This window comes from Saprospira sp. CCB-QB6, from assembly GCF_028464065.1.
Classification (GTDB): Bacteria; Bacteroidota; Bacteroidia; order Chitinophagales; family Saprospiraceae; genus Saprospira.
The window spans coordinates 2,862,464-2,886,128 of the sequence record NZ_CP116808.1 but is presented as its reverse complement, the minus strand read 5'-3'; the positions used below and the strand labels follow the sequence as shown (position 1 = coordinate 2,886,128).

The window sequence follows — 23,665 nt, the reverse complement described above, 5'->3', positions numbered from 1 at the left end:
TTTTAACCCTCCAGCTAAAACAAAATTCAATTGTTAGTTGGCTGTTGGTTTTAACCTACAGCCTTTTTCTGCGCCTAGGGGCTTGGCCCTAGGCGATCATTAGCCGCTCTTGGTCTTTTGAATTACTATATACCTGTAGGTTGAAACCTACAGCCAGACAACAAAAAACAGCCTAGATCCATAGCGTGGAGGGTTGAAACCCTCCACAGCTTTTAACTTGCCCTGCGGACCGTTTTTGCTAGCTAACATTTTTAACCCACAGCAATCTATATCTTCTTTTTTCTTCTGCCCTCCACTGCTTACCTTTGGCCCAAGAACAAGCAGCATGAAATCACTTCTCTCCTATTTGGGCCTTACTGCCCTACTTTCGCTCCTGTTGTTGGGACATTATTTTTTTGGCTATTATGGTCACTATGGCTATGATGATGTCATGGGCTATATGTATCAGGCCGCTCAATTAGTGCAGGGGCAGTTTCATTTAGGCGACGACCACTATGCCTATCGCTGGGGGACCATCTTCCCCACGGCCCTATCCTATTCCCTTTTTGGCATCAATGATTTTGCTGGGGCCCTCCCCGCCATGCTCATCACGGGCGCCACGGCCCTACTGATCTTTTGGAGTTTGGGCGGCTCTTGGAAAGGGGCTGGCATCTGGGGCGTTCTGCTCTTTTTCTTCAATGAATGGAGCCTATTTTATTCGGATAAGGTCATGCCCGACATTCTAGTCGCTTTAGGGACCTTAGGGCTTTTTCTATGTCTTTGGCGGCTCCGCTTTAAGCGGCAGGCTGGTCCAAGCTGGCCCTATGCCCTGAGCTTTAGCCTGATTTTACTCTATTCTTTTTGGGCCAAAGAGACCATTATCTTATCCCTGCCCGTCTTTTTTGTCTTCTTTATTTTAGATGTTTACCGCCGCGAATACCTCGCCTTTTGGGCTTGGGCGATTGGCTTTTCGATCCTCTTTTTTGCCCTTTATTTTGGGGTTATTTATGGCCAAACAGGTAGTTTTCTCTATCGCTTCAAAGCCATCGAGCTAGGCAGTTATTTCAATCCCTGCAGCTACGACCAGCTCCCAATTTCCCATTTACTAGAGCGCATTAGCTATGGTTTGGGCCTTTTATTTCTTCGCAGCGGTTTGCTGCCTGTTTTGGGCCTGGGCCTAGGCAGTCTCTTTTTCCTAAAAGGCAAGCGCTGGAAAATGGACAGCGAGTCCGCCTTTTGGAGCCTTAGCTTAGGCCTTAGTGTTTTTTCGGCTTACTTCATGACGATTTCTTATAAGGCTTATGTGCCCATGTGCGGCACAGATGTCCGTCACTTTTTATATTTGGCCCCCTTGGCCGCCATCGCCGCCGCCCCTTATTTGCAGGCCTTTTGGCAGCGCAAGCAGTATGCGCTTGGACTACTGCTGCCCTTGTGGTTTTGGACCGGCTTAGCCTATTGGCTGGGCTATGGCAATGCCCTATCTATTGGCGGCTGGGCCTTGGCCCTTTCCCTTTTTGCCCTTTCTCCCCAGCGCTTAATGGTTGGGGCACGAGCACTCAGTATGTCGCTCTTTATTTTGGCTTTGGCCTACCCCACTTACCAAAGTATGCAATATGCCAAAACCCAAGGCTATATCGAGCAGCGGGAACTGATCCTGCGGCATTTCTCTCCCGATCAGCAGCAGGCAGCCATAGTGATTAGCAATCCTGTACAGCGCAATTTTGGCGAATACTATATGCAGTTTGCCCCCCAATCTCAGGTCCTTTTTTGGAACTACCAACAGACGGCTCAAGAACAGCCCCAGCCCAATACTCGCTACTATTTATTGCTCAATGCCTTTAGTCGCTATCAAAGCAATACTAGCTGGGAGGAGCTCCCCCCTTTGGTACAGGCCTATTATCAGGGCCAAGAACAACTTCCCCTAAAACTAATCGACAACCAAAAAGAGGGGGCCATTCTCCTCCTCGAAATCACTGATCCCGCAGCGGCTTGGCCCCAATTACTTTTGCCCCAATAGGTCTTGCTGCTAGTTAATATAAGTATATACTAGATGCTGTTGTTTTGGGGCCTCCGCTGCGGCTTCGCCTTGCGGCGCTACGTTTCGCAGCTCGCAGGTCTGCTCGGCCCTTCGCCGCCTGCGGCGGCTCGGTCTGGCCCTGCGGGCCACTGCTGCACATCGCTAGGCCTTGGCCTTCAGCCATAGCGGCTTCGCCGCTTGATGATATCAGTTTATTAGGAGCTGAGACAGCCTTTTTAAGCTAAAAAAAAGCTTATCTCTGCTACAAGGGTACACCTAACTGCTCTAAAATATCCCTTGTTAGCTTAGATAAGGGGCGCTTATAAAAATCTTTGGGATCCAAATAATTATGATATAGTAGCTGGTATGCTTCTTTTTTTGTCAAGCCTGCAGCAGGAAATGTCCTAATTAAATTAGACAAATAGGCATTACCAAATGCATATTTCTTACGAATTAGCTCTCTTACCAAGTCTCTATGGGATTGATCGTAAAGCTCCCTTAACACAAATACATTGAGATTGCCCTCTATTTTTGCGCTCTTAGCCCCTCTTGGCTCCATTTTAATTTCAAAATTTTCATCTTGTCCTAAGATGCTATCAACATCCTCCCCATCATAATACCACATTCCATCTCTTCCAAAATCTTCTAAATAAGGATGTATATGAGTACTCAATTCAAAAGGAGCATCTGACTTAATACGATTACAAGGACCACAACTAGGGATCAAATTATAAAATGACAAGCCTAAAATAGGATGCTTTGATTGTGGAAAAAAATGATCCAACTGAGCTGTAGCCCTCTGCTTATCTTCAGCTAAATCAACTGTTATTACATACTGTCGATTACAATAATAACAGGTTTTGGCACCAATCTCTTGGACTAGACGCTTATTGGTCCACCTTCTAATTTTAGCATTAGCTAATGAACTATATGGAATACATATTTCCATTATAAATTTTTTATACTGGCTATATGTGTTACTACCTCCCGTTAAATTGTTTTTTAAATCCTCCTCTAAATCTATCAACCTTTGAGGTTTTGCCAATATAAGCTCTGTTAAATTAGATTCTAGCCATTCCATAAATTCCTCATCAGCTACACAAGTTTTAAATTGACTAGCGGTAAAGGCTTTTTCAGAATGATTATCTTTCGTAATTCTACCTTCATGTGAAGAGTAAAATACTTTTTCAAGTAGTGTATTTTTTGTCTTCCCATTTACACTACAACTATCATATATATTTTTTTTAATATTAGCATTTCCTCCTGCATTGTTATACGCCCTTAAAAACTTAACTCTAGCAATTAACTCATCTGAAATATCTTTTGCATAATACTTGGCAACATATTTCTTACTACTAGGATTATAGCTTTCTATTTTTATCATTTCGTCCTGTTTGTTTAAGTTGTTCTAAGCGTTTGATTTCCTCGTCAATAAAGCTTGTATCCTCAGTAAGCTCATATATTAGCTCTTGAAGTTTATAGCGAATAAGGGGCTCTCCTACTAGCTGCGCTGTTTTCTTTAAATCTCCTATCTTTTTGATTTCCGAATCAAATATCTCCCGAAGGCTATCAATCTGCTTACTTTCTTTTAGTAGCGATATATTAGCTTCTAGCTTTTTGATTTCTGCTTGATCTGCATCTGTTTTTGCTTCATCACTTTTCTCCTTTAACTCAATCAAGCGCTTTAGCTGTTTCAGTTCAATTAAATCCTTTAGCAGAGCATTGATCTTCTCCTTAGCAAAATCTCCAATAAGCCCCCCTTTCATAAAAAAAGCATCAGCTAAGAGCTCATGTATATTAGCCCCAAAAGTATTACTGATAGCTAAGCCCTCATCTACCTTGCTATAACCCTCTTCATCCTTCTTTAAGAAGATACAGTTAGACTCGGGAATATCCGAGAGGATGAATGGAGAGTGGGTAGCTAGAATCAACTGGAAAGTGATATCTGGAAAAAGAACACCCAAACTCTCTAACAGGAAGCCTAAGTACTTCTTTTGCCAATCGGGATGAAAACCTAGGTCCGCTTCATCAAGGAAGAGAAGGTAAGCCCCTTCTTTACCTTCTAAACGATTATTGAGCCTAGAAAAGAGCAGTAGCATAGCTTCCTCCCCGGAGGAGAGACCGTCTATATGTAAAGATATCAGCTCTTCTTGAAGAAAGAAGTTAATCAAAGAACCTTCTGAATCACCAGATTTCCAGTCAATAAACCCTGTCAACAAATCTACGGTATTATCATTTAGCCCCAAATGATATTCACTACGTATTATCGAGGTCCCTTCCAATATCAAATTTACTCCCTTTGGGCTTATTCCTCTCTTAGAAAATTCCTTATAATATTGATTATAAAGTTGAATATAGTGGTAGATTTCAGGTCCTATTTTTTTTTCAAAAAATGCTATTACCTTTTTTTCTAAATCATGCGTTTGGCCAACAATATCCTTTGCAAACGCATCCCAAAACTTATTTCGGTCAGGATCTGTCTCATAAAAAAAGTATCCTGCCCAGAAATACAACTCTTTATATGGAGTCTTAAGTGACCTATTAACAAAGCTATCTATCTCTTCACGCCCATAATGCTGATTATAAGATGCCCCATAAAACATTGGTTTTAAACTAACTCTAAAGCTTGTTTTTTCTAAAAATTGTAGCGGAAATTTATTCGCACTCTCCCTAAGCTTAAAATAAGCCTTAAAAAACTTAAATAGCTTTGTTACCTCTGCAATTCTATATTTATGATAAATATTTCCATTTCTCAAAAGGTGGGTTGTACTTAAGTCATCTCCATCTCTAGCAAACTCTTCTTCTTTTCTTATAGGGCTTGTAGTTGTCCATGAAAGTATATTGCTATAATAAATTCCTTTTTCCTTTAGGTCTAGATAGTTATCTGGAAAAACAAGCGACTCTTTATCTCCATCTATATTTACTACAATAAATTTAGGCTTGTCTTCCTTTTTATCCTCATTCGCCTTCAGCTCAAATGAGAAAGATTCTTTTGTACCAGCTTCTAATACAATTTTTTGCGCTTCTGAGGGTATACTTTCCAGCTCCTCTTTCCAAACAGCTACATAATTGATTTTAGGATCTTCTGGATGTTCCCATCCAAATTCAAAATAAAGTTTACAACACTTATCATTTATCTTTACATAAAAGGCTTGACAGCCCTCATTTGTGCCAGCTCTACCAACCATATTTAGATGTTGATACTTCAACAACGAGCTTTTCCCCACCCCATTTTCGCCAACTACAGCCGTGACAGAGCTAATATTCTCGCCCCAAAAGTTTGCAGGTAACTTATCCTGAGGACAAGGAGTTATAGTTAACTCTAACTTAGTACTGTCTGGCTTACAGACAAACTCATAAACAGGATGAAAATTAAAGCCTTGGTTTTTAAAATTGCGGTAGTTATTTACCCATAGATAGATAAGTTGCATGTATTTATTTTTTTGGTTTGTGAAAAGGGAAGCCCCGCAGCTTAAGCTGCGGGGCTTCTTTCTTTATCTAAGCTTCTTCTGTAGCGCCTTCTTCTGGAGCCGCATAAAGCTTAGCTCGTTCAATCAGTGCGTCTTTATATTCATAAATGTCCTCAATTTTTTCGATTAGGACTTTATTCTTGTTCTTCTCCTCATCAAACAGTTCTAGATACTTATTAGATCGGTTGAGGTGTAATCGACAAATAGGCTGACGATTATTGTCCTCGTATAAAATACCAAAATAGCTCTTGGTATCTCGGTAGGTCACACTATCCATAGATATATGAGCAGCTAGAATAGCCTGAACAATTCTAAATCCTTTGAGCTCTTCCTCTGTAGTTTCAATCCCATCATCTTCCACAGCAACTTCTTTAGTCGCTACTTCATCTTCGGCGGGAATTACTTCTCTATTTTGGTCAATAGCCAACTGTAGGCGATCACTAATCATTTCATTGATAAGTTGTTTAATGGCCTTTTGCGTAATGCCTTTAAATTGATCTAAAATCTTGGCCGTTACTTTACCTGGATAGACCTGCTTCGCAATATAGCGTACAAACTCCTCACTAGGTTGAGATAACTCTTTGCTGACAAACTCCTTGAGTTGCTTAGAGTATTTTAGGTCACTAGCATTGGCCAAAATGCTTTCTTCATCAAAGCTTTCAAGACGAAACTTCTTGAGCTCGCTGCTTACGTGGTCAGAAACATTCTGAATATTAAATTCAAAGAATGGCTTCTCATCCATCTTGTTACTCTCTTCTAGATCTGAATAGAGTCGATAATCAATGCCATTAGTAAGAATGGCAAAACGAGCTTGCACTACATGAAAATAACGATGCAGCTGAGAGTTATGTAAATCTAGATTTTCTTTCCAGTGCTTACACTCTATAATAATGATTGGTTTTTCATCCTTAAATATGCAGTAATCTACTTTCTCTCCTTTTTTAATTCCAACATCCGCCACATATTCGGGGACAACCTGCATGGGGTTAAATACATCATAGCCCAAAGCAGATAAAAAAGGCATGATAAAAGCATTTTTGGTGGCCTCTTCTGTGTTTACCTGATCTTTTAATTTTCCTACACGGTCTCCAAGGGATCTCAGTCTGTCTATAAAATCCATTTGCTTAGTATTTTTGTTTTGAAATAATATTCTAGGTCACATCCAATTTATAAAAAATAAACTTAAGGCTTAGCATTAAACCCAAACTAATAATTGATTTATAGTTAAACAACATACTATAAGCAGTTTTCCATCATTTTTTCTCATAAAAAGTCCCCCAAGCCTACTGACAGCTTTCTGTATCTCCCTCATAAATTAATTGATTCAGCTACACAACATCCAAACAGTCCTAACTATCTGGATACTATTATTTTGAGGCCTCCGCCTCGCTGCGCTCGTCGGCGCTATGTTACAGGGCTCGCTATTACTTGCTTCGCTGCGTCGGCTCCCGTTGGTCGGGTCGCTCGGCCCTTCGGCGCTTTGCGCCTCGGTCTGGCCTTGCGGCCACCCCTGCACATCGCTAGGCCAAATAGGAGTTCTGCGCTTTGGCCATACTTTGATAAAAATTTTAGGCTAGTCGAGGCATTTTTTAAAGGCATAGCTGTAGCTATGGCTGAGAAAAATAACGATGAATAGCAATAAATCAAAGGATAAAAGTGGCAGGACTTCTATTTGGCCTTCGGCCCAAAGCCTAAACACCACAAACCTCCCCCACAACTATCCACCCTATATAGATTGGAATAAATATTTTTTGCCGCCCAAGCAAGCTTGGGCTTTTTCATGCCCCAGCCCAAGGGCTGCCAAACTGGGCGTTAGGCTAGGGGGACTGTTGTGATGAGCTACTCAAAGTCCTTTGTTGAGGTCCTGAAATATATAATATAGGTTATCGAACTGCATGAGGGACGTCCTGAACTCCAGCATATAGGTTATTGAACTGCATGAGGGACATCCCGAACTCCAGCATATAGGTTATCGAACTGCATGAGAGACGTTCCGAACTCCAGTAGATAGGTTATCGAACTGCATGAGGGACGTCCCGAACTCCAGCAGATAGCTGGTCAAAGTCCTTTGTTGAGGTCTTGTTAGTCCTTGAAAAGAGTGTTACAACTACATAGCTAGAGTAAAGAACCTATGTCATATATAAATGAAGTAGTTGCATGCAGTATTGGGACCTAGAAAATTAGGTAAATAAGCTCAATCACGATCTAACAGACCTCAAAAAAGGAGTCTAGGAAGCTAAAGCTTGAAGTAAAGGACCTCAGCAATGCACTTTATAAGCTCTAAATTAAGGGTTAGGACCTCGCTGCCTAGCTACTGAACGATAAGCAAGTATTTATAAGAGCTATCCTTTAAGGTTCAGAAGCACTAAAACTACCTTCCAAGACGATGTTTTAGACCTTATACAAGCCCCAAAACCAAATAAAACGTTAAAATAGGTACTTTTTTAAAGTAAATACGTAAATAACTTTGGTTATAACTTGTATTTACAAAAAGTTACTCCTACATTTATAACCATAACGACACAGATAAACAAAAGGCAGGAGTTCCCCCATAGCTTTTAGGCTATGCTTGCTCTACCTAATCTCTAGTGTTTATTTTTCATTACTTAATTCTTTTTTAGTTATGGCTAAAAATAATATGATTAGCATTGAATTGCTAACCACTGCTATTCAGCAGATTAACGGCGCTTTTGACCTAATTGATCAGCTTCTAGATGGTAAGGTCATTAACCTCAGCCCTACTGATCGTCAACGTTATGGAAGCATCAATGAGCAGAACAAGCTCTTTATCCTAAAAGCCAACAGCTTTTATCAATCTAAGGGGCAATTGCTCCCTAGCTACTTTGATCGAGTGGAATACGAAAAAGACTTTAATGCTCGTCAGGTTTTTGAGAATCTAGAAGGTCGCACCAATGAGCTTTATGAAAAGCTTCGCGATACCCGCACCCTACTTGATTATGACTCTATGCGCTTCTCTTCTCAAATCTATAAACAGGCGAAGAACATGAGCGAGTCTGGCGTACCTGGTGTTGATTTTTGGGTAGCCGAAATGGCCCAGTTCTTCAAGCGTAGCCGCATCAACCTAGAGGCCATGACTGAAGAAGAAGAGGATCAGGCGCAAGAGGATTAGGATTGTTTTAAAGTTATAGGCTAATTCTTTGGCCTCTGGGTTAAAACCTACAGCTCATTTAAATTACTACATACCTGTGGGTTAAAACCCACAGCAACAAAGAATCTTCAGAACAGCCTGTAGCTGAGCGGAAGGTTAAAACCTTCCGCCCAGAATAATATTGACCTGCTAGGAGCTGAGGGTTTTAACCCTCGGCTCCTTTTTTACACCTCCTATTGGCCAACCTCTTGCTGTAGGTTTTAACCTACAGGTCCTTTAGGTAGCACAATTAGAGTCAGAAATTCTCTAAAAGAAAATTCAACAACAAATGCCCATTGACTATATCTACATTCATATTGTTTGGTCGACCAAGAACAGACATGCCGTTTTTAGCCCTGAAGAAATGATCAAAATGTCTAAAATCATAGATGATATTGCGACCAAAAATAAAATTTTTCTCCTAGCAGTAAATGGCTATAAAGACCATATACATTGCCTGCTGCAGCTAAAAAGATCACAGTCTTTAAGCTCAATTATACAGCGGCTCAAAGGCAGCAGTAGCTTTATTTACAATAAATCAGTAGCCAATGAACAAAAAATTCAATGGCAAAGAGGTTCTTTTAGCGAAAGTGTTCAGCCTGAGGCTGTAGAGAAAGTCATAAAGTATATTCGTTATCAAGAACATATTCATCGCAATAGAGAATTTAAGTTCTTAGATTTTAAACATTGGGGATGATAATACCTCTGAGTTAAAACCTTCCGCCCAGAATAATAGACCTGCTAGGAGCTGAGGGTTTTAACCCTCGGCTCCTTTTTTACACCTCCTATTGGCCAACCAGTTGCTGTAGGTTTTAACCTACAGGTCCTTTGTATTAAATACTTTAGTTGTTAGAAATTATCCTGCCTGTGGGTTAAAACCCACAGCAACAAAGGATATTTAGAACAGCCTGTAGCTGAGCGGAAGGTTAAAACCTTCCACCCAGAATAATATTGACTTGCTAGGAGCTGAGGGTTTTAACCCTCGGCTCCTTTTTTACACCTCCTATTGGCCAACCAGTTGCTGTAGGTTTTAACCTACAGGTCCTTTGTATTAAATACTTTAGTTGTTAGAAATTATCCTGCCTGTGGGTTAAAACCCACAGCAACAAAGGATATTTAGAACAGCCTGTAGCTGAGCGGAAGGTTAAAACCTTCCACCCAGAATAATATTGACTTGCTAGGAGCTGAGGGTTTTAACCCTCGGCTCCTTTTTTACACCTCCTATTGGCCAACCAGTTGCTGTAGGTTTTAACCTACAGGTCCTTTGTATTAAATACTTTAGTTGTTAGAAATTATCCTGCCTGTGGGTTAAAACCCACAGCAACAAAGGATATTTAGAACAGCCTGTAGCTGAGCGGAAGGTTAAAACATTCCGCCCAGAATAATATTGACCTGCTAGGAGCTGAGGGCTTTAACCTACAGGTCTTTTGTATGCTCAACTTAATAAGTATACAAGTTTTAGTTTTTAACCAAAAGTCAATTGGCCTAGCGATGTGGAGGGGTGGCCGCAGGCCAGACCGAGGCGCAAAGCGCCGAAGGGCCGAGCAGAACTGCGAGCCCTGCAACGTAGCGGCGGCCGACCTAGCCAAAGGCTAGCCGGCCGCGGGCCCCAAAATAATATCCAGCATGGTCAATCTGTTCTATTTGTCTACCTTTGCAAAGGCAAAAAGCAATTCTAAAGCAAAGAGGCAGTGCTCATTCTGATTAAAAGCTGTATTTTTGTAAGGGCCAAACTCTGGCATAAGGAAATAAATAGCCTCCAAAGAAAGTTTGAATAGGGAGCTCTTGCTAATGCAGTTCATTAGCTTTCTTTTGCTCAACGACTTCTACAAAAGGTATAAACAATGATAGTACGACCCATATATTTTTATCTATTGCTATTCTGTTTGGGATGGGGTAGCGCAACAGCACAGACAAATTGGAAGGACCTGAAGAAAGAGGCAGAAGCGGCGGCGGCCGATCGAGATTTTGCCTTGGCTGGGGTTCGTTATGGACAGGCCTTTGAGCTCAAGCGCAATCAGCTAGACCTTGCGTATCTGGCGGGGGATTACTTCCTCAAAGCTAGAGATTATCAGCAGGCGCTCAAGTATTTGGTTATTGCTAAGGCAGAAGACAAAAAAGATTATGAGCTGGTGCAGCTAAAATATGCCTTGGCGCTCAAGCAGACTGGAGAATATAAGCAGGCAGAGTTGGCTTTTCGGACCTTTATTGGGCAATACAATGGGCCCCAAGCGGATTATTGGAAGGAGCGGGCTAGCCATGAGATTGATGGCTGTCAGTTTGGCCTTAAAGCGGCAGAGCAGGCTAAAGATTTGCCTATTCAGCTGCTTTCTAGTCAGATCAATAGCGAAAAGAATGAGTTTGCGCCCATTTGGTTGAGTGGTCAACTCTATTTTAGCTCTAGTAAAGACCGCAAAACGGTTTTGTACAGCAGCGAACAAACAGGAGATATTAGCAGCTGGAGCAAGGCGGCTCCCTTTGCGGGCAATGCCCCCATCAATGCTGATTTTGCTGGAGGAAGTTTTGCTGCTGGTGGGCGGCGCTTTTACTTCTCGATGAAAAATAAGGAGGGAAAATACGCCCTTTATCTTTTGACCAAGAACAATGAACGCTGGTCCAATCCTATTCCCTTGCCTATTTATATCAATGGCAACAATCATAACAGCAGCTACCCTTTTGTGGTGGAAGAAGATGGCAAGGAAATTCTATATTTTGCCTCTGACCGACCAGGCAGTAAGGGGGGCTATGATATTTGGCGAAGCATTCGCCAAACAGAGGGCAAGGCCTTTAACTTCTCTTTGCCGCAGAACTTGGGTCCCAATATCAACACCTTTGCGGATGAATTGAGTCCATACTATTCTATAAAGGACAAAGCCCTTTACTTCAGCTCTAATGGGCATTTGAGTGCGGGGGGACTTGATTTATTCAAATCGCAATCTACTGGTAAGGGTTGGGAGTTGGCCCAGAACCTAGGCTTTCCCATTAACTCTGCAGCCGATGAACTTTATTATACCGAGGGGGCCAAGGGAAGCTTTTTTGTTTCTAATCGAGCCGTAGAGGGACAAACCGCTCCCGCCAATGAGAATATCTATTACTTGGGCGAAACCCAAAAAGTGGAGCTAAAAGTAGAGGGGATTATCTATGCGGAGAATGATGCTAAAAAGACTCCGCTAGAAGGGGTACAACTGCAACTATTTGAGCAAACTTCGGGCAATGAAGAGCTGGTACAAAGCAGTAAATTAGACAAATCAGGCTATAGCATTACCTTGGATGCCAACAAGCGCTATTTGGTCTTGCTTAGTGCAGAAGGTTATCAGGCGGCTAGTTTTGAGCTGGCCACCTTTGACATCAAGCGTTCTGAGACCCAGAATAATCCTGTTGGTTTGCGCAAAGAAGAGGTGGTTGTCCAAGAGCAGCCCAAAGAATTTAAGAGTCCCTTCTTTGCTATTGTACCCAAAGAATACATGGGCGAAGAAAATGCCTTTAGCTTGCCCAATCGGGCAGAAGACCCTAAAACGGGCAAGGCTTATCCCGCTGGCAGTATAGAAGCTGAGCTTTATGAACGAGTGGCAAAGATTGCAGCCCGTTCGCCTTCTAATAAAGTCTATTGGGCCAAAAACAACCTTTTGCCGCTTATGGGAGAAGAAGAGGCCATTACGAGCAATGATCTACCTAAGGAAGAAGACCCCAAAGAAGAAACTGTTGTAGAAAGCCGTCCTAAAGAAAAGTTGGGCAAGGGTTTGCACAAGCACTATGATGAGAGTCAAGAAGAAGATGCCGAAGAAGGTGTTTCTTATGTCATTCAGGTTTCTGCTGTGCGCAAATACAAAGCAAATAAATATGAGGAGTTACAAGAGGGGCCCTTGGGGGATTATGAGTTGAGCTTTGAAACCATTGAGCTAAATATTACCCGAGTCCTAGTGATTCCTCCAGGCAAAAACATAGACGGCAGCATCGGCTTTAAGAAGAAAACCGAAGCGCTCAATATCTTATACCATATTATCAATTCCACTCGATTTACCAAGGCCTTTGTGGTCGAATACAAAAATGGCGAACGCGTAGGCAAAGGCTTTAGAGGCTTGAGCCAAGATGATGAGATCTAGCTCGCCTTTTCCCTTGGCCTGTTTGCATTAGAACTGAACTCATTTGAAAACAGCCGTCTTTAGCGGCTGAGTTTTAAATGAACTCACTAACCATGACTAATTAGAATGAAACGAACAAATTACTTTTTACTCTGTCTCGGACTACTTGCCCTTCCACTTCTACTTAATGCCCAAAATGCCCCACAAAAGAGCTGGAAAAAGCTAAAGAAAGAAGCGGCAGAATTTGAGAAGCTAGGCGATAATAGTCGAGCGGCGCTCTATTATGAATCTGCCTATACCCAAAAGAGCTCTAAACCAGAATTGCTCTATATGGCTGGTGTTTGTTATCTCAAAGTGCGCGACTATGCCAATGCGGTAAAATGCTTGGCCGATGTTAAGGATAAAAATAATGAGAAGGATTATGACAAGCCGGGCTATCGGTATGCGCTAGCGCTCAAGCAAACGGGCCAATACCAAGCGGCCAAAGATGCCTTTAATGAATTTTTACAGGAGTATCAAGGCAGTGATAAGGAAGAAATGCAGGCCATAATCACTACTGAAATTCAAGGGTGTAACTTTGCCTTAAAAGCACAGGAATACACCAACCCCAATATTTCGCTCAGCCATTTGGCGCTCAATATCAATACAGAGAAAACAGAGTTTGCTCCTATTCCCTTTAACGACGATGTACTCTATTATTCTTCTTCTATCAATGGAGTATCGAAGATTTACCGTACCCAAAAGACTGGTGAAGCAACTTGGAGTAGTCGCCAAGTCCCCCCTATCTTTCTTGGTAAAATGGAAAAGCCTAACTATGGTAATGGAAGCTTTTCTGTAGATGGCAAACGCCTTTATTTTACAGAATGTGACTTTATCAATGGCGGAGAATTGCAATGTGCTATCTATGTGATGAACCAAAATGAAGACGGCAGTTGGGCCAATCCCGTACAACTGCCCGACTATATCAATGTGGCCGAAACCAATACAACTCATCCTTTTGTAATTAGTAAAGACGATAAAGAGATTCTCTACTTTGTCTCTGATCGAGAAGGGGGAAAAGGAGGATTAGACCTCTGGTACAGTAGCCGTGACCTAAAAGAGAAGGATAGTGATTTCTCTCTCCCCAAAAACCTTGGCCCCAATATCAACACTTCTGGCGATGAGATAACGCCCTTCTATCACTTCCCCTCTCAAACACTTTATTTTAGTACCAATGGACGCATCAGCGCAGGAGGCTTCGATATCTTTAAATCTAAAGGCGAAATGCTCAAATGGGAAGTAGCCCAAAATGTGGGCTTCCCGCTTAACTCCTCCGCAGATGACCTCTATTTTGTCATCAATGAAGCGCATAAGGGCGGCTATTTGGTCTCTAACCGCACCTTTGACCCCAATAAGGTCACGACCACCAATGATGATATTTTCTACTTTGGTCAAGAGGGCAGTCGCTTTTTTCTCTCGGGTAAAATTATGGGCGAAGACCAAGACGGCCTACTCGAAGATGTTAATATCAAGCTCTTTGAGGTAATTGATGGCAATGAAGAACTTATTAGTGATAAAATGCTAGCCGTAGGCGAGTATAAATTTGAACTCAAAACCAAAAAAGAATACCTATTTGAGATTAGCGCAGAAGGCTATCCCAAGCTCCTCAAAACCCTATCTACTGAGGATACCGAACCCAATGAAAAGAAACAACGCAACTTCGTTTTACACAAAGCACAAGTTGCCGCAGTACCCGAAATCCCCAGCATAGATCCCCGCTTTATTGTGGTCCCCGAAGAGTTCTCGGACCGAGATCATGCCTACTTACTACCCGATGAAGTTCCTTTAGATGAAAGCACAGGCAACCCCTACACTGAAGATAGCGAGGTCTATGATCTCTTTATCAAAGCCCAAGAAGTAGCTAAGCTCTCTATGACGGGAGAAGTCTACTGGCAAGAGGAGGTTTTAGTCCCTTATATGAGTGAATCAACGGCAGAAGTCGATCCCGACCCTATTGAAGAAGCCCCCCAAGAAGCTGGAATTTTTGAGCTCTATGAAACTACTCCTGATGCTGACGAGGGCGTGGCCTACCAAATCCAAGTGGCCGCCGTGCGTAAATATCGCGCCTACCGCTTCGAGGAATTGCAGGAGGGTCCATTGCTCGACTATCGTCTAGGCTTCGAGCCCATTGATGGTGGCATTACCCGCGTCATGATTCTCCCCCTAGAAAGCAATGCTGATGGCTCAGAAGGCTTTAAGACAAAGTCTGAAGCCCTAAATGTCCTCTCTTATATTCTAGATCACACCCGCTTTAAAACAGCTTTTGTCGGTCGCTACGAACAAGGCGAAAGAGTAGGCGAAGGCTTTCGCGGCCTAGATGAAGATGCAGGATTAGATTAAACAAGTATACAAAAGCAGCCTATTTTGGGCTGCTTTTTTTTGTTCCTACTCAACTTTCTGTCTGCTTACTGTTTTAGTCATTTGGGGCCTCCGCCTCGCTGCGCTCGTCGGCGCTACGTTACAGGGCTCGCTGTTCGCTCGGCCCTACAGCGCTACGCGCTTTGGTCTGGCCTAACGGCCACCCTTCCACATCGCTAGGCCTGCGGGCCTTCGGCCCTCTAAAACGTAAATAAATCACCATTATAAAATTAGAATATGCAACTCAAAAATGCAAAAGTAGTCGTTACGGGCGGAAGCTCAGGAATTGGAAAGGCCACTGCTCAACTACTTATTGAAAAAGGAGCTAAGGTCTTGATTACTGGCCGCAATGCGGAAAAGCTAGAAAAGGTGGCCCAAGAAATTGGCGCTACTCCCCTAGCGCTAGACATGACCGATACCGAGCAGTTTGCCGCAGCTGCAGAAAAAACACAGGCCCTACTTGATGGTCCTATTGATGTCTTAATCAACAATGCTGGAATTGGCGAATTTGCGCCCTTGGGAGAAATCCAACTCGCTCAATTTCAAAGTGTATACATGACCAATGTTTTTGGACTTAGCCTATTGACGCAGGCCTTTTTGCCTCAACTCAAGGCCCAAAAGGGCAATATTGTAAATATTGCTTCTACAGCGGGACTAAAGGGATTTGCCACAGGCTCCATCTACTCTTCTTCTAAGTTTGCTGTCCGTGGCTTGACCCAATGCTGGCAGGCCGAGCTGCGTCCCCATAATGTTCGGGTGCAGTTAGTTAATCCTTCAGAAGTAACCACAGCCTTCAATCAAGCCAACCGTGCCGAGCGGCCCGAAGAGGCCAAGAAGCTCCGCAGCCAAGAGATTGCGCATGCTATCGCTTCGGCCCTAGAGATGGATGATCGCGGCTTCATTCCAGAACTTACCGTTTGGGCCACCAATCCATTTTAGATTCTAGGCAGAACAACAAAGGGAGCGACAGCTTAGGCTGTTGCTCCCTTTTGCTTTTGGGCGCAGTTCGACCAAGCCGCCCAAGAGCGCAGGCCCCAAAAAAAGCGTGTATTTTGCACAAAAAAAATTAACTTTGGTCAAAGTCAAAACAAAGCTATGAACTACCTAAAAAAATATGCAAAGCTCTTAGTTGGTTACTCTTTGAGCGTGCAGCCCGGCGAGCGGGTATATATTGCCTCCACCACCCTAGCCGAAGATTTAGTGCGGGAGGTCTATGCGGAGGTCCTCAAAGCAGGGGGCATTCCCTATGTTAGCCTTAGTTTTAGAGAGCAGGGCCGCTTATTGAACCAATATGGAGAAGGGGCCCAATTAGAAGCCATTGATCCTATTTATGCGCAGGCCATGCAAGAGTTTGAGTGCTATTTATACATCCGAGCACCTTTCTATGGGCAACTCTGTTATAACCCCAATGGAGATAAGCAAAAGTTGCGGGCCTTGGCCCATACACCCTATCGCAAACTATATAGCGAGCGAACGGCCGACCTACGCTTAAAGCGCAGCCTGTGTGAGTATCCAACTATGGCCCATGCACAAAATGCAGGCTTGAGTTTAGATGAGTATAGCGACTTTATCTATACCGCCTGTCGCTTGGATGCAGAAGATCCGCAGGCGGCTTGGGAAGCCTTGAGCAGAGACCAGCAAGGTATTGTGGACCATCTGAATGCTTGTAGCCAAATCCATTATAAGGGCGAGGGCATCGACATTCAGTTTAGTACTGCTGGCCGTAAATGGATCAATTCCGATGGAAAAACCAATATGCCTTCTGGAGAAGTCTATACTGCTCCAGTCGAAGATTCTGTAGAAGGGCAGATTCATTTTGCCTATCCCTCTATCTATCAGGGGCAAGAAGTAGAAGGCATTACGCTTTGGGTACAGGCTGGAGAAATTCAGCGTTGGGAAGCCAAGAAAGGACAAAAACTATTGGATCAAATCTTTGAAATTCCTGGTGCTCGTCGCTTTGGTGAGGCAGCTATTGGGACCAACCGAGATATTCAGCGCCCCGTTAAAAACATCCTTTTTGATGAAAAGATTGGGGGTACCGTGCACATGGCAGTGGGACAAACCTATATGCAATGTGGCGGCAAAAACCAATCGGCCATTCACTGGGATATGATTGCCGAGATGAAAAACGGCGGGGAAATCTGGGCCGATGGCGAAAAGATTTATGAATCTGGCCATTTTTTATTAGGCTAGGGGCATCAAAGAAATCAGTTTAACAGAACTAAATAAAGTATTCAGATGAAAAATGTTGTTGTGATAGGTGCGGGAACCATGGGAAATGGGATTGCCCACGTTTTTGCCATGCAAGGCTATCAGGTCCAATTGGTAGATGTGTCTGAGCAGGCGCTCAGCAAGGCGATGGCGACCATTGAAAAGAACTTGGACCGCATGCTACGCAAAGAGAAAATTGATGAGGCTGGACATGCTGCTACTTTGGCGAATATTACGCCTGGCACAGCCCTAGATAAAGCCGCAGCTAATGCTGACTTAATTGTAGAGGCCGCTACCGAAAACGTAGACCTCAAGCTCAAGATTTTCAAGCAGATGGATGAGGTTGCGCCTGAGGGCTGTATCTTGGCCACCAATACTTCTTCTATTTCTATCACCAAAATTGCGGCCGTCACGAGCCGTCCCGAATTGGTGATTGGCATGCACTTCATGAACCCTGTACCCGTCATGAAATTGGTAGAGGTTATTCGAGGATATGCCACTTCTGATGAGACCCTAAATACCATCATGGAGCTCTCTAAAAACCTCAAGAAGGTTCCTGTAGAGGTCAATGACTACCCAGGCTTTATTGCCAACCGCATCTTGATGCCCATGATTAACGAAGCCATTTATAGCCTTTATGAGTCGGTAGCTGGCGTAGAAGAAATTGATACCGTCATGAAATTGGGTATGGCCCATCCGATGGGGCCCTTGCAATTGGCGGATTTCATTGGTTTAGATGTCTGTTTGTCGATTCTCAACGTATTATATGATGGATTTGGGCAAGACAAATATGCTCCTTGTCCCTTGCTAGTCAATATGGTGACTGCAGGTAAACTTGGCGCCAAATCAGGCGAAGGATTTTACCGCTACACCCCTGGCAGCAAAGACAAAGAAGTGGCCCCCTTCTTTAAGAAATAGACTGTTCGTTTAGGCAGCGGGCAAGCCCGCTGCCTCTTTTTCCCTTTGCCATGCTCACCAATAAATTTAAGGTTAGAAGAAATAAGAATAAAACCCGCTCTACCTCGCAGCAGCACTATCAGCGAGTGAGCAAATACCTGCGCAATATTGCTTTGGCGGCGGGCTTGCTCATTTTGACTGTACTCATTGGAGTCGTTGGGTTTATGTTTATTGATAACTATAGCCTTTCGGATGCGTTTTACATGACCATCATCACCTTGTCTACGGTGGGTTATGGCGAAATTCAGCCGCTTTCTTTTAATGGGCGCTTGTTCACCTCTTTCATTATTATTTTCAATATTGGAATTTTTGCTTATGCCATTTCGGTCCTTTCCTCTTTTATTATTGAGGGAGATTTGCGAAAATTCATGAAAGACTATCGCATGTATCAGAAAATACAATCCTTGCATAACCACACCATTATTTGTGGATTTGGGCGACATGGTCGGGAGATTTCTCAAGAATTGACCAAAAACAAACTGCCCTATGTCATTATTGAGAGTGACGAAGAGAAGGTAGAGGAGTTGCGCAAGGGCGGTTATGCCTTTATTGAGGGGGATGCGGCTATGGACCAAACCCTCTTGGATGCAGGCATTGAGCATGCCATGTCTATTGTGGTCACTTTTGGCGATGATGCCTTGAATGTCTATACTGTTTTGACGGCCCGAGAGCTGAATAAATTGGTCCGTGTAATTGCTCGCGCTTCCAACCATGCTGTAGAGCGCAAGCTCTTGCGGGCGGGGGCCGATTATGCCGTCTTATCAGAGGTGATTGGGGGCTTTTATATGGCTACCCTCATCTATCAACCTCGAATGGTGGAGTTTCTCAATCTTTTGTCCAATTTGGGCAATGATGTCTCCATGAGCTTTAAGGAGGTGGATTATAAAGATTTGCGGCCAGAGTTTAAAGACAAGCAGATTCGGGACCTCAATCTGCGCTCACAAACGGGGGTCAATATCATTGGGGCTCGTTTGGCCAATGGCAAATACATCATCAACCCTGGACCAGAAACGGCCATTGTCAAGGGAATGAGTCTGGTCATTTTGGGCGATGAGCAGCAAGTCAACACCTTTGAGCAGGTGGTCATGCACCCTAACCACCGTCCTCTTGCGTAGCTGGATTATTTTGTTGTATGAAGGGGTTTTTCCAAGGCCACTTCGTTTAACGCAAGCTGAAGAAGCCTTGCTCAAAAAACTATTTCCAGAACTGGCCCAATCCAAAATACAATTATACGAGCAGCTGCCTTGGTTTATGTTGGGCAGTTTTGCCGTGGGGGTCGCCTTGCCCCATAGTTTTAGTCGCCACAAAATTTGTCTCTATATCGATAAGTCGACGGCCCCTTTGGGCCTAAGAGATTTGGCCACTATTGTGCATGAACTTTGTCATGCGCAGCAATACAAATTATTGGCCCGCAAGCATTGGGGCTTTGGTTTTTTTCGGCCCTTTATGGGCTATTATTTTGGTCATTTTATTGCTCGTTTTTTTGCTTTATGGCCTCGTAAATCTTGGCGGGATTCGGCTGCGGAGGCCTATCGAGAGCATCCTTTAGAAGTATTGCCCTATGCCTATGAGGCCCGTTTTTTGGCCCATTATCCCGAGCTAGACGCCCTGCCTCCTTTTCGGCAGCCCATGCCGCTGCGGCCACCTTTTTGGGCTTTTCTGTTGGGACTTCTCTTTGCTTTTTTGCTGGCTTTTATTCGCCCTATTTTAGAGGGTTTATTGTTGCTCACGCTTTTTCCGCTCTACCATCTTGTTCAGCGATTTTAGTTTTTTTTTGGGGCCCGCGGCCGGCTAGCCTTTGGCTAGGGCGGCCGCCGCTATGCTGCGCCGCTCGCAGGTCTGCTCGGCCCTGCAGCCCTGCGGGCTTTGGTCTGGCGCTGCGCGCCACGGCTGCGCAGCGCTGGGCCATAAATTGGTCCTCCAAACTACTATTATCGCCTAGCGATATTGCTTAGCTGCGGGAGAAAACCCGCAGGTATCGGCTGAGGGATGGAGAGGGTGGCCGTAGGCCAGACCGAGCAAAAATGCGCAGCATTTTTTGCGAAGGGCCGAGCGAATAGCGAGCCCGGAACAGCCCGACCCGCCCGATAATTCATGAGGGTTTCAACCCTCATTTTGTATCGCTTCGCAAAGCGATACCGCTTTGCGCTGGGTTTCAACCCAGCGGAAGGGGCAGCCCCAAAATATCTAACAACTTCGGTGGCATATCCAGCATCTTCTGTATCTTTGAGGGATAAAATGCAGGAAATCAGATGAAATACAATTTTACGCTCTTGTTTTTACTTCTTTTGGGCAGTTTGCAGGCGCAGGTTTTGCAAAATGTGGTACGCAATCCCAGTTTTGAGCAGTACCGACAACAGTATCCTAAAGATTTGGGGCAGATCAGTTTATCTACTTATTGGGGTGGGGCCAATTTGGCCGGGGCCGACTATTATCACGAGCGCTCGGAGGCGACCAATGTTTCTGTTCCCCGCAATAAAATGGGCCGAACCAAGGCCAAAACGGGCCGAGGTTATGCGGGCGTTTATGCCTTTACCAGCCGATATAGTAAAAGAGATTATCGAGAGTATGTGCAGGTCAAGCTCAAGCATCCGCTCAAGCGGGGTGAGACCTATTGCATCAAGGCACAGGTTTATTTGGCCGAGGCCTCTAATCGGGCTTTGGGTGCTTTTGGGGCTGGGGCCAGTCGTTTTCCGATGGAGCAAGATGATGAGGCCGTTTTGCAGAATGTAAAATTCACTTATTTATTCAATCAGGACCGTTCGCCTTTGGACCAGCGGCAGTGGGTAGAAGTGCAGGGCGATTATGTAGCTGAGGGGGGCGAAAACTTTCTCATTTTGGGGAATTTTCAGGACGATCGTTCGACCAAAGTGACAGGAGCGATAGAAGTCGATTCTTTTCGCAATCCGCATGTAGATTTTGCCTACTACTTTATTGATGATGTCTGTTTGACCAGTCAGAAGACCAACTTCAATTGCAATTGTGGAAGTTTTGAGATGCTCAATACGCAGCGGAGAGAAAAAATTGTCTTAGATGTTCGTTTGAACCGCAAAGAATACCAGCTCAATCAGGTAGACATTTTGGAGCATGTTCAATTTGAGGAAGGCAATGCATTATTTTTGGAGGGGGCCAAAGAAGAGCTAGACAATTTGGCCAAGATCTTAGAGATGAACCCTACTTATGAGATTGAAATCTCTGGACATACCAGTAATAAAGGGGATCCCAGAGAAAATCACTTCTTATCGAAGAAGAGGGCCAAGGCCGTATATGATTATTTGGTAGCCTCTGGCGTGCACCGTAGTCGCTTAAAATATCGGGGTTATGGTCAAGCCAGGCCCATCGCCTTAAATGATAGCTCGGCGGGTCGGGCGAAAAATGAGCGCATTCAAATTAAGCTGCTGAAAAAGTAGGCTATTTTTTGTAAGTTTGTGGCTTGAAATTATTCCAATCTTTAGAAAGAAGTTTACATCATGCGTAGAAACAACATGGATGATCCCCGCCTAAGAGAGGCGGCTATTCAAAAGCCTATTGAAGAGATTCGTCAAATGTATCTGGACCAAAATGGTTTTAGCGAGCCAATGGTAGATAAAATGAAGGCGCTCCGTCAAATGTACATTGAGCTAGAGCAGCCTACTTTGGTAAAATCTGTTCGTCTTGTTTATGAATATGCCGAATCTCAGGATTGGACATTCAGCCTAGCGCCTTGGGAAGAAGAGAATGATATTTCTAGCTTAGAGTACTATCTAGACCTTTTGACCAACCCTGGCAACAAATACAACCGCGAAGAAATCCGCGAGCTAAACGACTACCTCAAAGCGACCCTAAAAGGGGAAGAAGTTGAGTTTCGTCCTGGCGCCGATGATGATGAAGAAGAGGAAGCCACTGAAGAAAATACAGAAGAAGCCTAAACTTTTTATGCCCAAGGGAGTCTATTCCCTTGGGACTCTTTTTTCTTTGAGGGCGCTAGTCGCCCTATCTAACCACTAATTCATGGCCTTACTTTCCTTCATCAAACGACGGGCCCAGCGCCAACAAGAACAAGATGGCGAAGGGGCCGAAATGAGTTTTGTCGAGCATCTCGATGAGCTCCGTATGCACTTAATCCGTGCTGTTATTGGGGTCATTGCTGCAGCAATCGTCATGTTTTTTGCCACGGAGCTGGTCTTTAAATATGTGATTTTTGGACCACTAGATCCTGATTTTATTACCTACAAGCTATTTTGTGGCATATCGGAACAACTAGGTACCAAAGCACTTTGCTACACCCCCGTCAATCCAGAGCTGCAAACCTTTGATATGGGCGAGGCTTTTTTGCTGCACATCAAAGTTTGTTTAATTGGGGGATTGATTGTCTCTTTTCCCTATGTACTTTATGAGTTCTGGAAATTTGTTCGTCCAGGACTTTATACGACCGAAGTAAGCGCCACTCGCGGCGTAGTGGGTATGGGTAGCCTACTCTTTTTGCTCGGTGTAGCTTTTGGTTACTTCATTTTATCGCCTTTTGCGATTAACTTTTTGGTGGGCTATCAGCTGCCTATGGTCAATGAGGGCCAAAGTATTATTAAGGCCAAATCTTTTGTGAACTACATGATTATGTTCACTTTGCCTGCAGGCCTTATTTTCGAGCTGCCTATTATTGTGTATTATTTGGCTCGTATGGGTATTGTTACCTCAGCGGGTATGCGGCAATATCGTCGGCACTCGATTGTGGGGATTCTCTTGCTTTCGGCTATGATTACCCCTCCCGATGTGATGACGCAAATTATAGTTTCTATTCCCGTCTATATTCTCTATGAACTAAGCATTAACATTGCGAAAAAACAAGAGAAAATACGAAAGGATGAATTGGGTATGCTTGAAGATCAAGCATAAGCAAAAAAGGGCGATCGGAAATTTCCGATCGCCCTTTTTCTATGCCGTTAAGCTTTAGAAAGCGGGAGCACTTCTATTGCTAAAAGTTCTTGAAGAGCCAAGGGAGAAAGTTCTAGCAAAATGCCTCTTTTTCCTGCGTTTATGGCAAACTGAGGCAAATCTAGCGCTCTTTGGTCCATATAAATGGGAATAGGTTGCTTGAGGCCCAAAGGGCTACAACCTCCACGAATATAACCTGTTTTAGCTTGTAGCTTATCTTGTGCTAAAAGGTCCAGCTGCTTAATGCCCAAACTTTTTTTAAGCAGTTTGAGGTCTAGCTGCCGATCGCCAGGCACCAAGGCCATCAATAACTGTTTATTACTGCCCTCTAAAACCAAACTTTTGTAAATCTGGGCCAGCACTAAGCCATTTTCTTCGGCAATTTTGGCCACATCTAGGTTTTCGCTATCGTACTGATACAAAATACTTTTGTAGGGAATTTTTGCTGCAGCTAATAGCCGCATAGCATTGGTCTTTTTCATTCGTTTTACTT

At 43.8% G+C, this 23,665-nt stretch carries 17 protein-coding genes; 13 read left to right on the top strand and 4 right to left on the bottom strand.

Going from position 1 to position 23,665, the window contains the following annotated elements; all coding sequences use genetic code 11:
- Positions 1–325 precede the first annotated feature (325 nt).
- Positions 326–1,996, top strand: a complete 1,671-nt coding sequence (locus PPO43_RS11120) for an ArnT family glycosyltransferase (RefSeq protein WP_272617761.1) — start codon at positions 326–328, stop codon at positions 1,994–1,996.
- Positions 1,997–2,258: 262 nt separating this feature from the next.
- Here PPO43_RS11120 and PPO43_RS11115 read toward each other — a convergent pair whose 3' ends face one another.
- The 3 genes from PPO43_RS11115 to PPO43_RS11105 form a co-directional block, all read right to left on the bottom strand.
- Positions 2,259–3,380, bottom strand: a complete 1,122-nt coding sequence (locus PPO43_RS11115) for a hypothetical protein (protein ID WP_272617759.1) — start codon at positions 3,378–3,380, stop codon at positions 2,259–2,261.
- A complete protein-coding gene (locus PPO43_RS11110) occupies positions 3,358–5,427 on the bottom strand; it encodes an AAA family ATPase (protein ID WP_272617758.1) in 2,070 nt (689 codons plus the stop codon). The genes PPO43_RS11115 and PPO43_RS11110 overlap by 23 nt, the downstream gene beginning before the upstream one ends.
- Positions 5,428–5,494: 67 nt before the next feature.
- Complete coding sequence (locus PPO43_RS11105; RefSeq protein ID WP_272617756.1) at positions 5,495–6,586, bottom strand: type I restriction endonuclease; 1,092 nt, start codon at positions 6,584–6,586, stop codon at positions 5,495–5,497.
- Positions 6,587–8,089: 1,503 nt separating this feature from the next.
- Here PPO43_RS11105 and PPO43_RS11100 point away from each other — a divergent pair.
- The 12 genes from PPO43_RS11100 (at position 8,090) to tatC (ending at position 23,133) form a co-directional block, all read left to right on the top strand.
- Entirely contained in the window at positions 8,090–8,596 is a 507-nt protein-coding gene (locus PPO43_RS11100; protein WP_272617754.1) for a hypothetical protein, read from the top strand.
- A 307-nt stretch (positions 8,597–8,903) separates the two neighbouring features.
- The gene (gene tnpA / locus PPO43_RS11095; protein WP_272617752.1) at positions 8,904–9,311 is read left to right on the top strand and encodes an IS200/IS605 family transposase; all 408 of its coding nucleotides are present in this window, start codon (positions 8,904–8,906) and stop codon (positions 9,309–9,311) included.
- Positions 9,312–10,458: 1,147 nt separating this feature from the next.
- Positions 10,459–12,717, top strand: coding sequence for a tetratricopeptide repeat protein (locus PPO43_RS11090; protein WP_272617750.1), 2,259 nt, complete (start codon positions 10,459–10,461; stop codon positions 12,715–12,717).
- A 105-nt stretch (positions 12,718–12,822) separates the two neighbouring features.
- Entirely contained in the window at positions 12,823–15,075 is a 2,253-nt protein-coding gene (locus PPO43_RS11085) for an outer membrane peptidoglycan-associated protein (RefSeq protein WP_272617748.1), read from the top strand.
- A gap of 255 nt (positions 15,076–15,330) precedes the next feature.
- The gene (locus tag PPO43_RS11080) at positions 15,331–16,032 is read left to right on the top strand and encodes an SDR family oxidoreductase (RefSeq protein WP_272617746.1); all 702 of its coding nucleotides are present in this window, start codon (positions 15,331–15,333) and stop codon (positions 16,030–16,032) included.
- A gap of 156 nt (positions 16,033–16,188) precedes the next feature.
- Positions 16,189–17,286, top strand: coding sequence for an aminopeptidase (locus tag PPO43_RS11075; RefSeq protein WP_272617744.1), 1,098 nt, complete (start codon positions 16,189–16,191; stop codon positions 17,284–17,286).
- Between the two features lie 45 nt (positions 17,287–17,331).
- Complete coding sequence (locus PPO43_RS11070) at positions 17,332–18,222, top strand: 3-hydroxyacyl-CoA dehydrogenase family protein (protein ID WP_272617742.1); 891 nt, start codon at positions 17,332–17,334, stop codon at positions 18,220–18,222.
- A 50-nt stretch (positions 18,223–18,272) separates the two neighbouring features.
- Positions 18,273–19,376, top strand: a complete 1,104-nt coding sequence (locus tag PPO43_RS11065; protein WP_272617740.1) for a potassium channel family protein — start codon at positions 18,273–18,275, stop codon at positions 19,374–19,376.
- Complete coding sequence (locus tag PPO43_RS11060) at positions 19,369–20,028, top strand: hypothetical protein (protein ID WP_272617738.1); 660 nt, start codon at positions 19,369–19,371, stop codon at positions 20,026–20,028. The genes PPO43_RS11065 and PPO43_RS11060 overlap by 8 nt, the downstream gene beginning before the upstream one ends.
- A gap of 485 nt (positions 20,029–20,513) precedes the next feature.
- Positions 20,514–21,671 carry an OmpA family protein gene (locus PPO43_RS11055; protein WP_272617736.1) on the top strand — a complete coding sequence of 386 codons (1,158 nt, stop codon included), beginning with the start codon at positions 20,514–20,516 and terminating at the stop codon, positions 21,669–21,671.
- A 60-nt stretch (positions 21,672–21,731) separates the two neighbouring features.
- Positions 21,732–22,169, top strand: coding sequence for a hypothetical protein (locus PPO43_RS11050; protein WP_272617734.1), 438 nt, complete (start codon positions 21,732–21,734; stop codon positions 22,167–22,169).
- 82 nt (positions 22,170–22,251) lie between these two features.
- Positions 22,252–23,133 carry a twin-arginine translocase subunit TatC gene (gene tatC / locus PPO43_RS11045; protein ID WP_272617732.1) on the top strand — a complete coding sequence of 294 codons (882 nt, stop codon included), beginning with the start codon at positions 22,252–22,254 and terminating at the stop codon, positions 23,131–23,133.
- 47 nt (positions 23,134–23,180) lie between these two features.
- On the opposite strand, the gene PPO43_RS11040 is transcribed toward tatC, so the two are convergent.
- Complete coding sequence (locus PPO43_RS11040) at positions 23,181–23,654, bottom strand: YbaK/EbsC family protein (protein ID WP_272617730.1); 474 nt, start codon at positions 23,652–23,654, stop codon at positions 23,181–23,183.
- Positions 23,655–23,665: the final 11 nt, after the last annotated feature.

What these genes read in the sequence shown, in the direction of transcription:
- PPO43_RS11120 (WP_272617761.1), top strand. Translation starts at nt 326, where the DNA reads ATGAAATCACTTCTCTCCTATTTGGGCCTTACTGCCCTACTTTCGCTC.
- PPO43_RS11115 (WP_272617759.1), bottom strand. Translation starts at nt 3,380, where the DNA reads ATGATAAAAATAGAAAGCTATAATCCTAGTAGTAAGAAATATGTTGCC.
- PPO43_RS11110 (WP_272617758.1), bottom strand. Translation starts at nt 5,427, where the DNA reads ATGCAACTTATCTATCTATGGGTAAATAACTACCGCAATTTTAAAAAC.
- PPO43_RS11105 (WP_272617756.1), bottom strand. Translation starts at nt 6,586, where the DNA reads ATGGATTTTATAGACAGACTGAGATCCCTTGGAGACCGTGTAGGAAAA.
- PPO43_RS11100 (WP_272617754.1), top strand. Translation starts at nt 8,090, where the DNA reads ATGGCTAAAAATAATATGATTAGCATTGAATTGCTAACCACTGCTATT.
- tnpA (WP_272617752.1), top strand. Translation starts at nt 8,904, where the DNA reads ATGCCCATTGACTATATCTACATTCATATTGTTTGGTCGACCAAGAAC.
- PPO43_RS11090 (WP_272617750.1), top strand. Translation starts at nt 10,459, where the DNA reads ATGATAGTACGACCCATATATTTTTATCTATTGCTATTCTGTTTGGGA.
- PPO43_RS11085 (WP_272617748.1), top strand. Translation starts at nt 12,823, where the DNA reads ATGAAACGAACAAATTACTTTTTACTCTGTCTCGGACTACTTGCCCTT.
- PPO43_RS11080 (WP_272617746.1), top strand. Translation starts at nt 15,331, where the DNA reads ATGCAACTCAAAAATGCAAAAGTAGTCGTTACGGGCGGAAGCTCAGGA.
- PPO43_RS11075 (WP_272617744.1), top strand. Translation starts at nt 16,189, where the DNA reads ATGAACTACCTAAAAAAATATGCAAAGCTCTTAGTTGGTTACTCTTTG.
- PPO43_RS11070 (WP_272617742.1), top strand. Translation starts at nt 17,332, where the DNA reads ATGAAAAATGTTGTTGTGATAGGTGCGGGAACCATGGGAAATGGGATT.
- PPO43_RS11065 (WP_272617740.1), top strand. Translation starts at nt 18,273, where the DNA reads ATGCTCACCAATAAATTTAAGGTTAGAAGAAATAAGAATAAAACCCGC.
- PPO43_RS11055 (WP_272617736.1), top strand. Translation starts at nt 20,514, where the DNA reads ATGAAATACAATTTTACGCTCTTGTTTTTACTTCTTTTGGGCAGTTTG.
- PPO43_RS11050 (WP_272617734.1), top strand. Translation starts at nt 21,732, where the DNA reads ATGCGTAGAAACAACATGGATGATCCCCGCCTAAGAGAGGCGGCTATT.
- tatC (WP_272617732.1), top strand. Translation starts at nt 22,252, where the DNA reads ATGGCCTTACTTTCCTTCATCAAACGACGGGCCCAGCGCCAACAAGAA.
- PPO43_RS11040 (WP_272617730.1), bottom strand. Translation starts at nt 23,654, where the DNA reads ATGAAAAAGACCAATGCTATGCGGCTATTAGCTGCAGCAAAAATTCCC.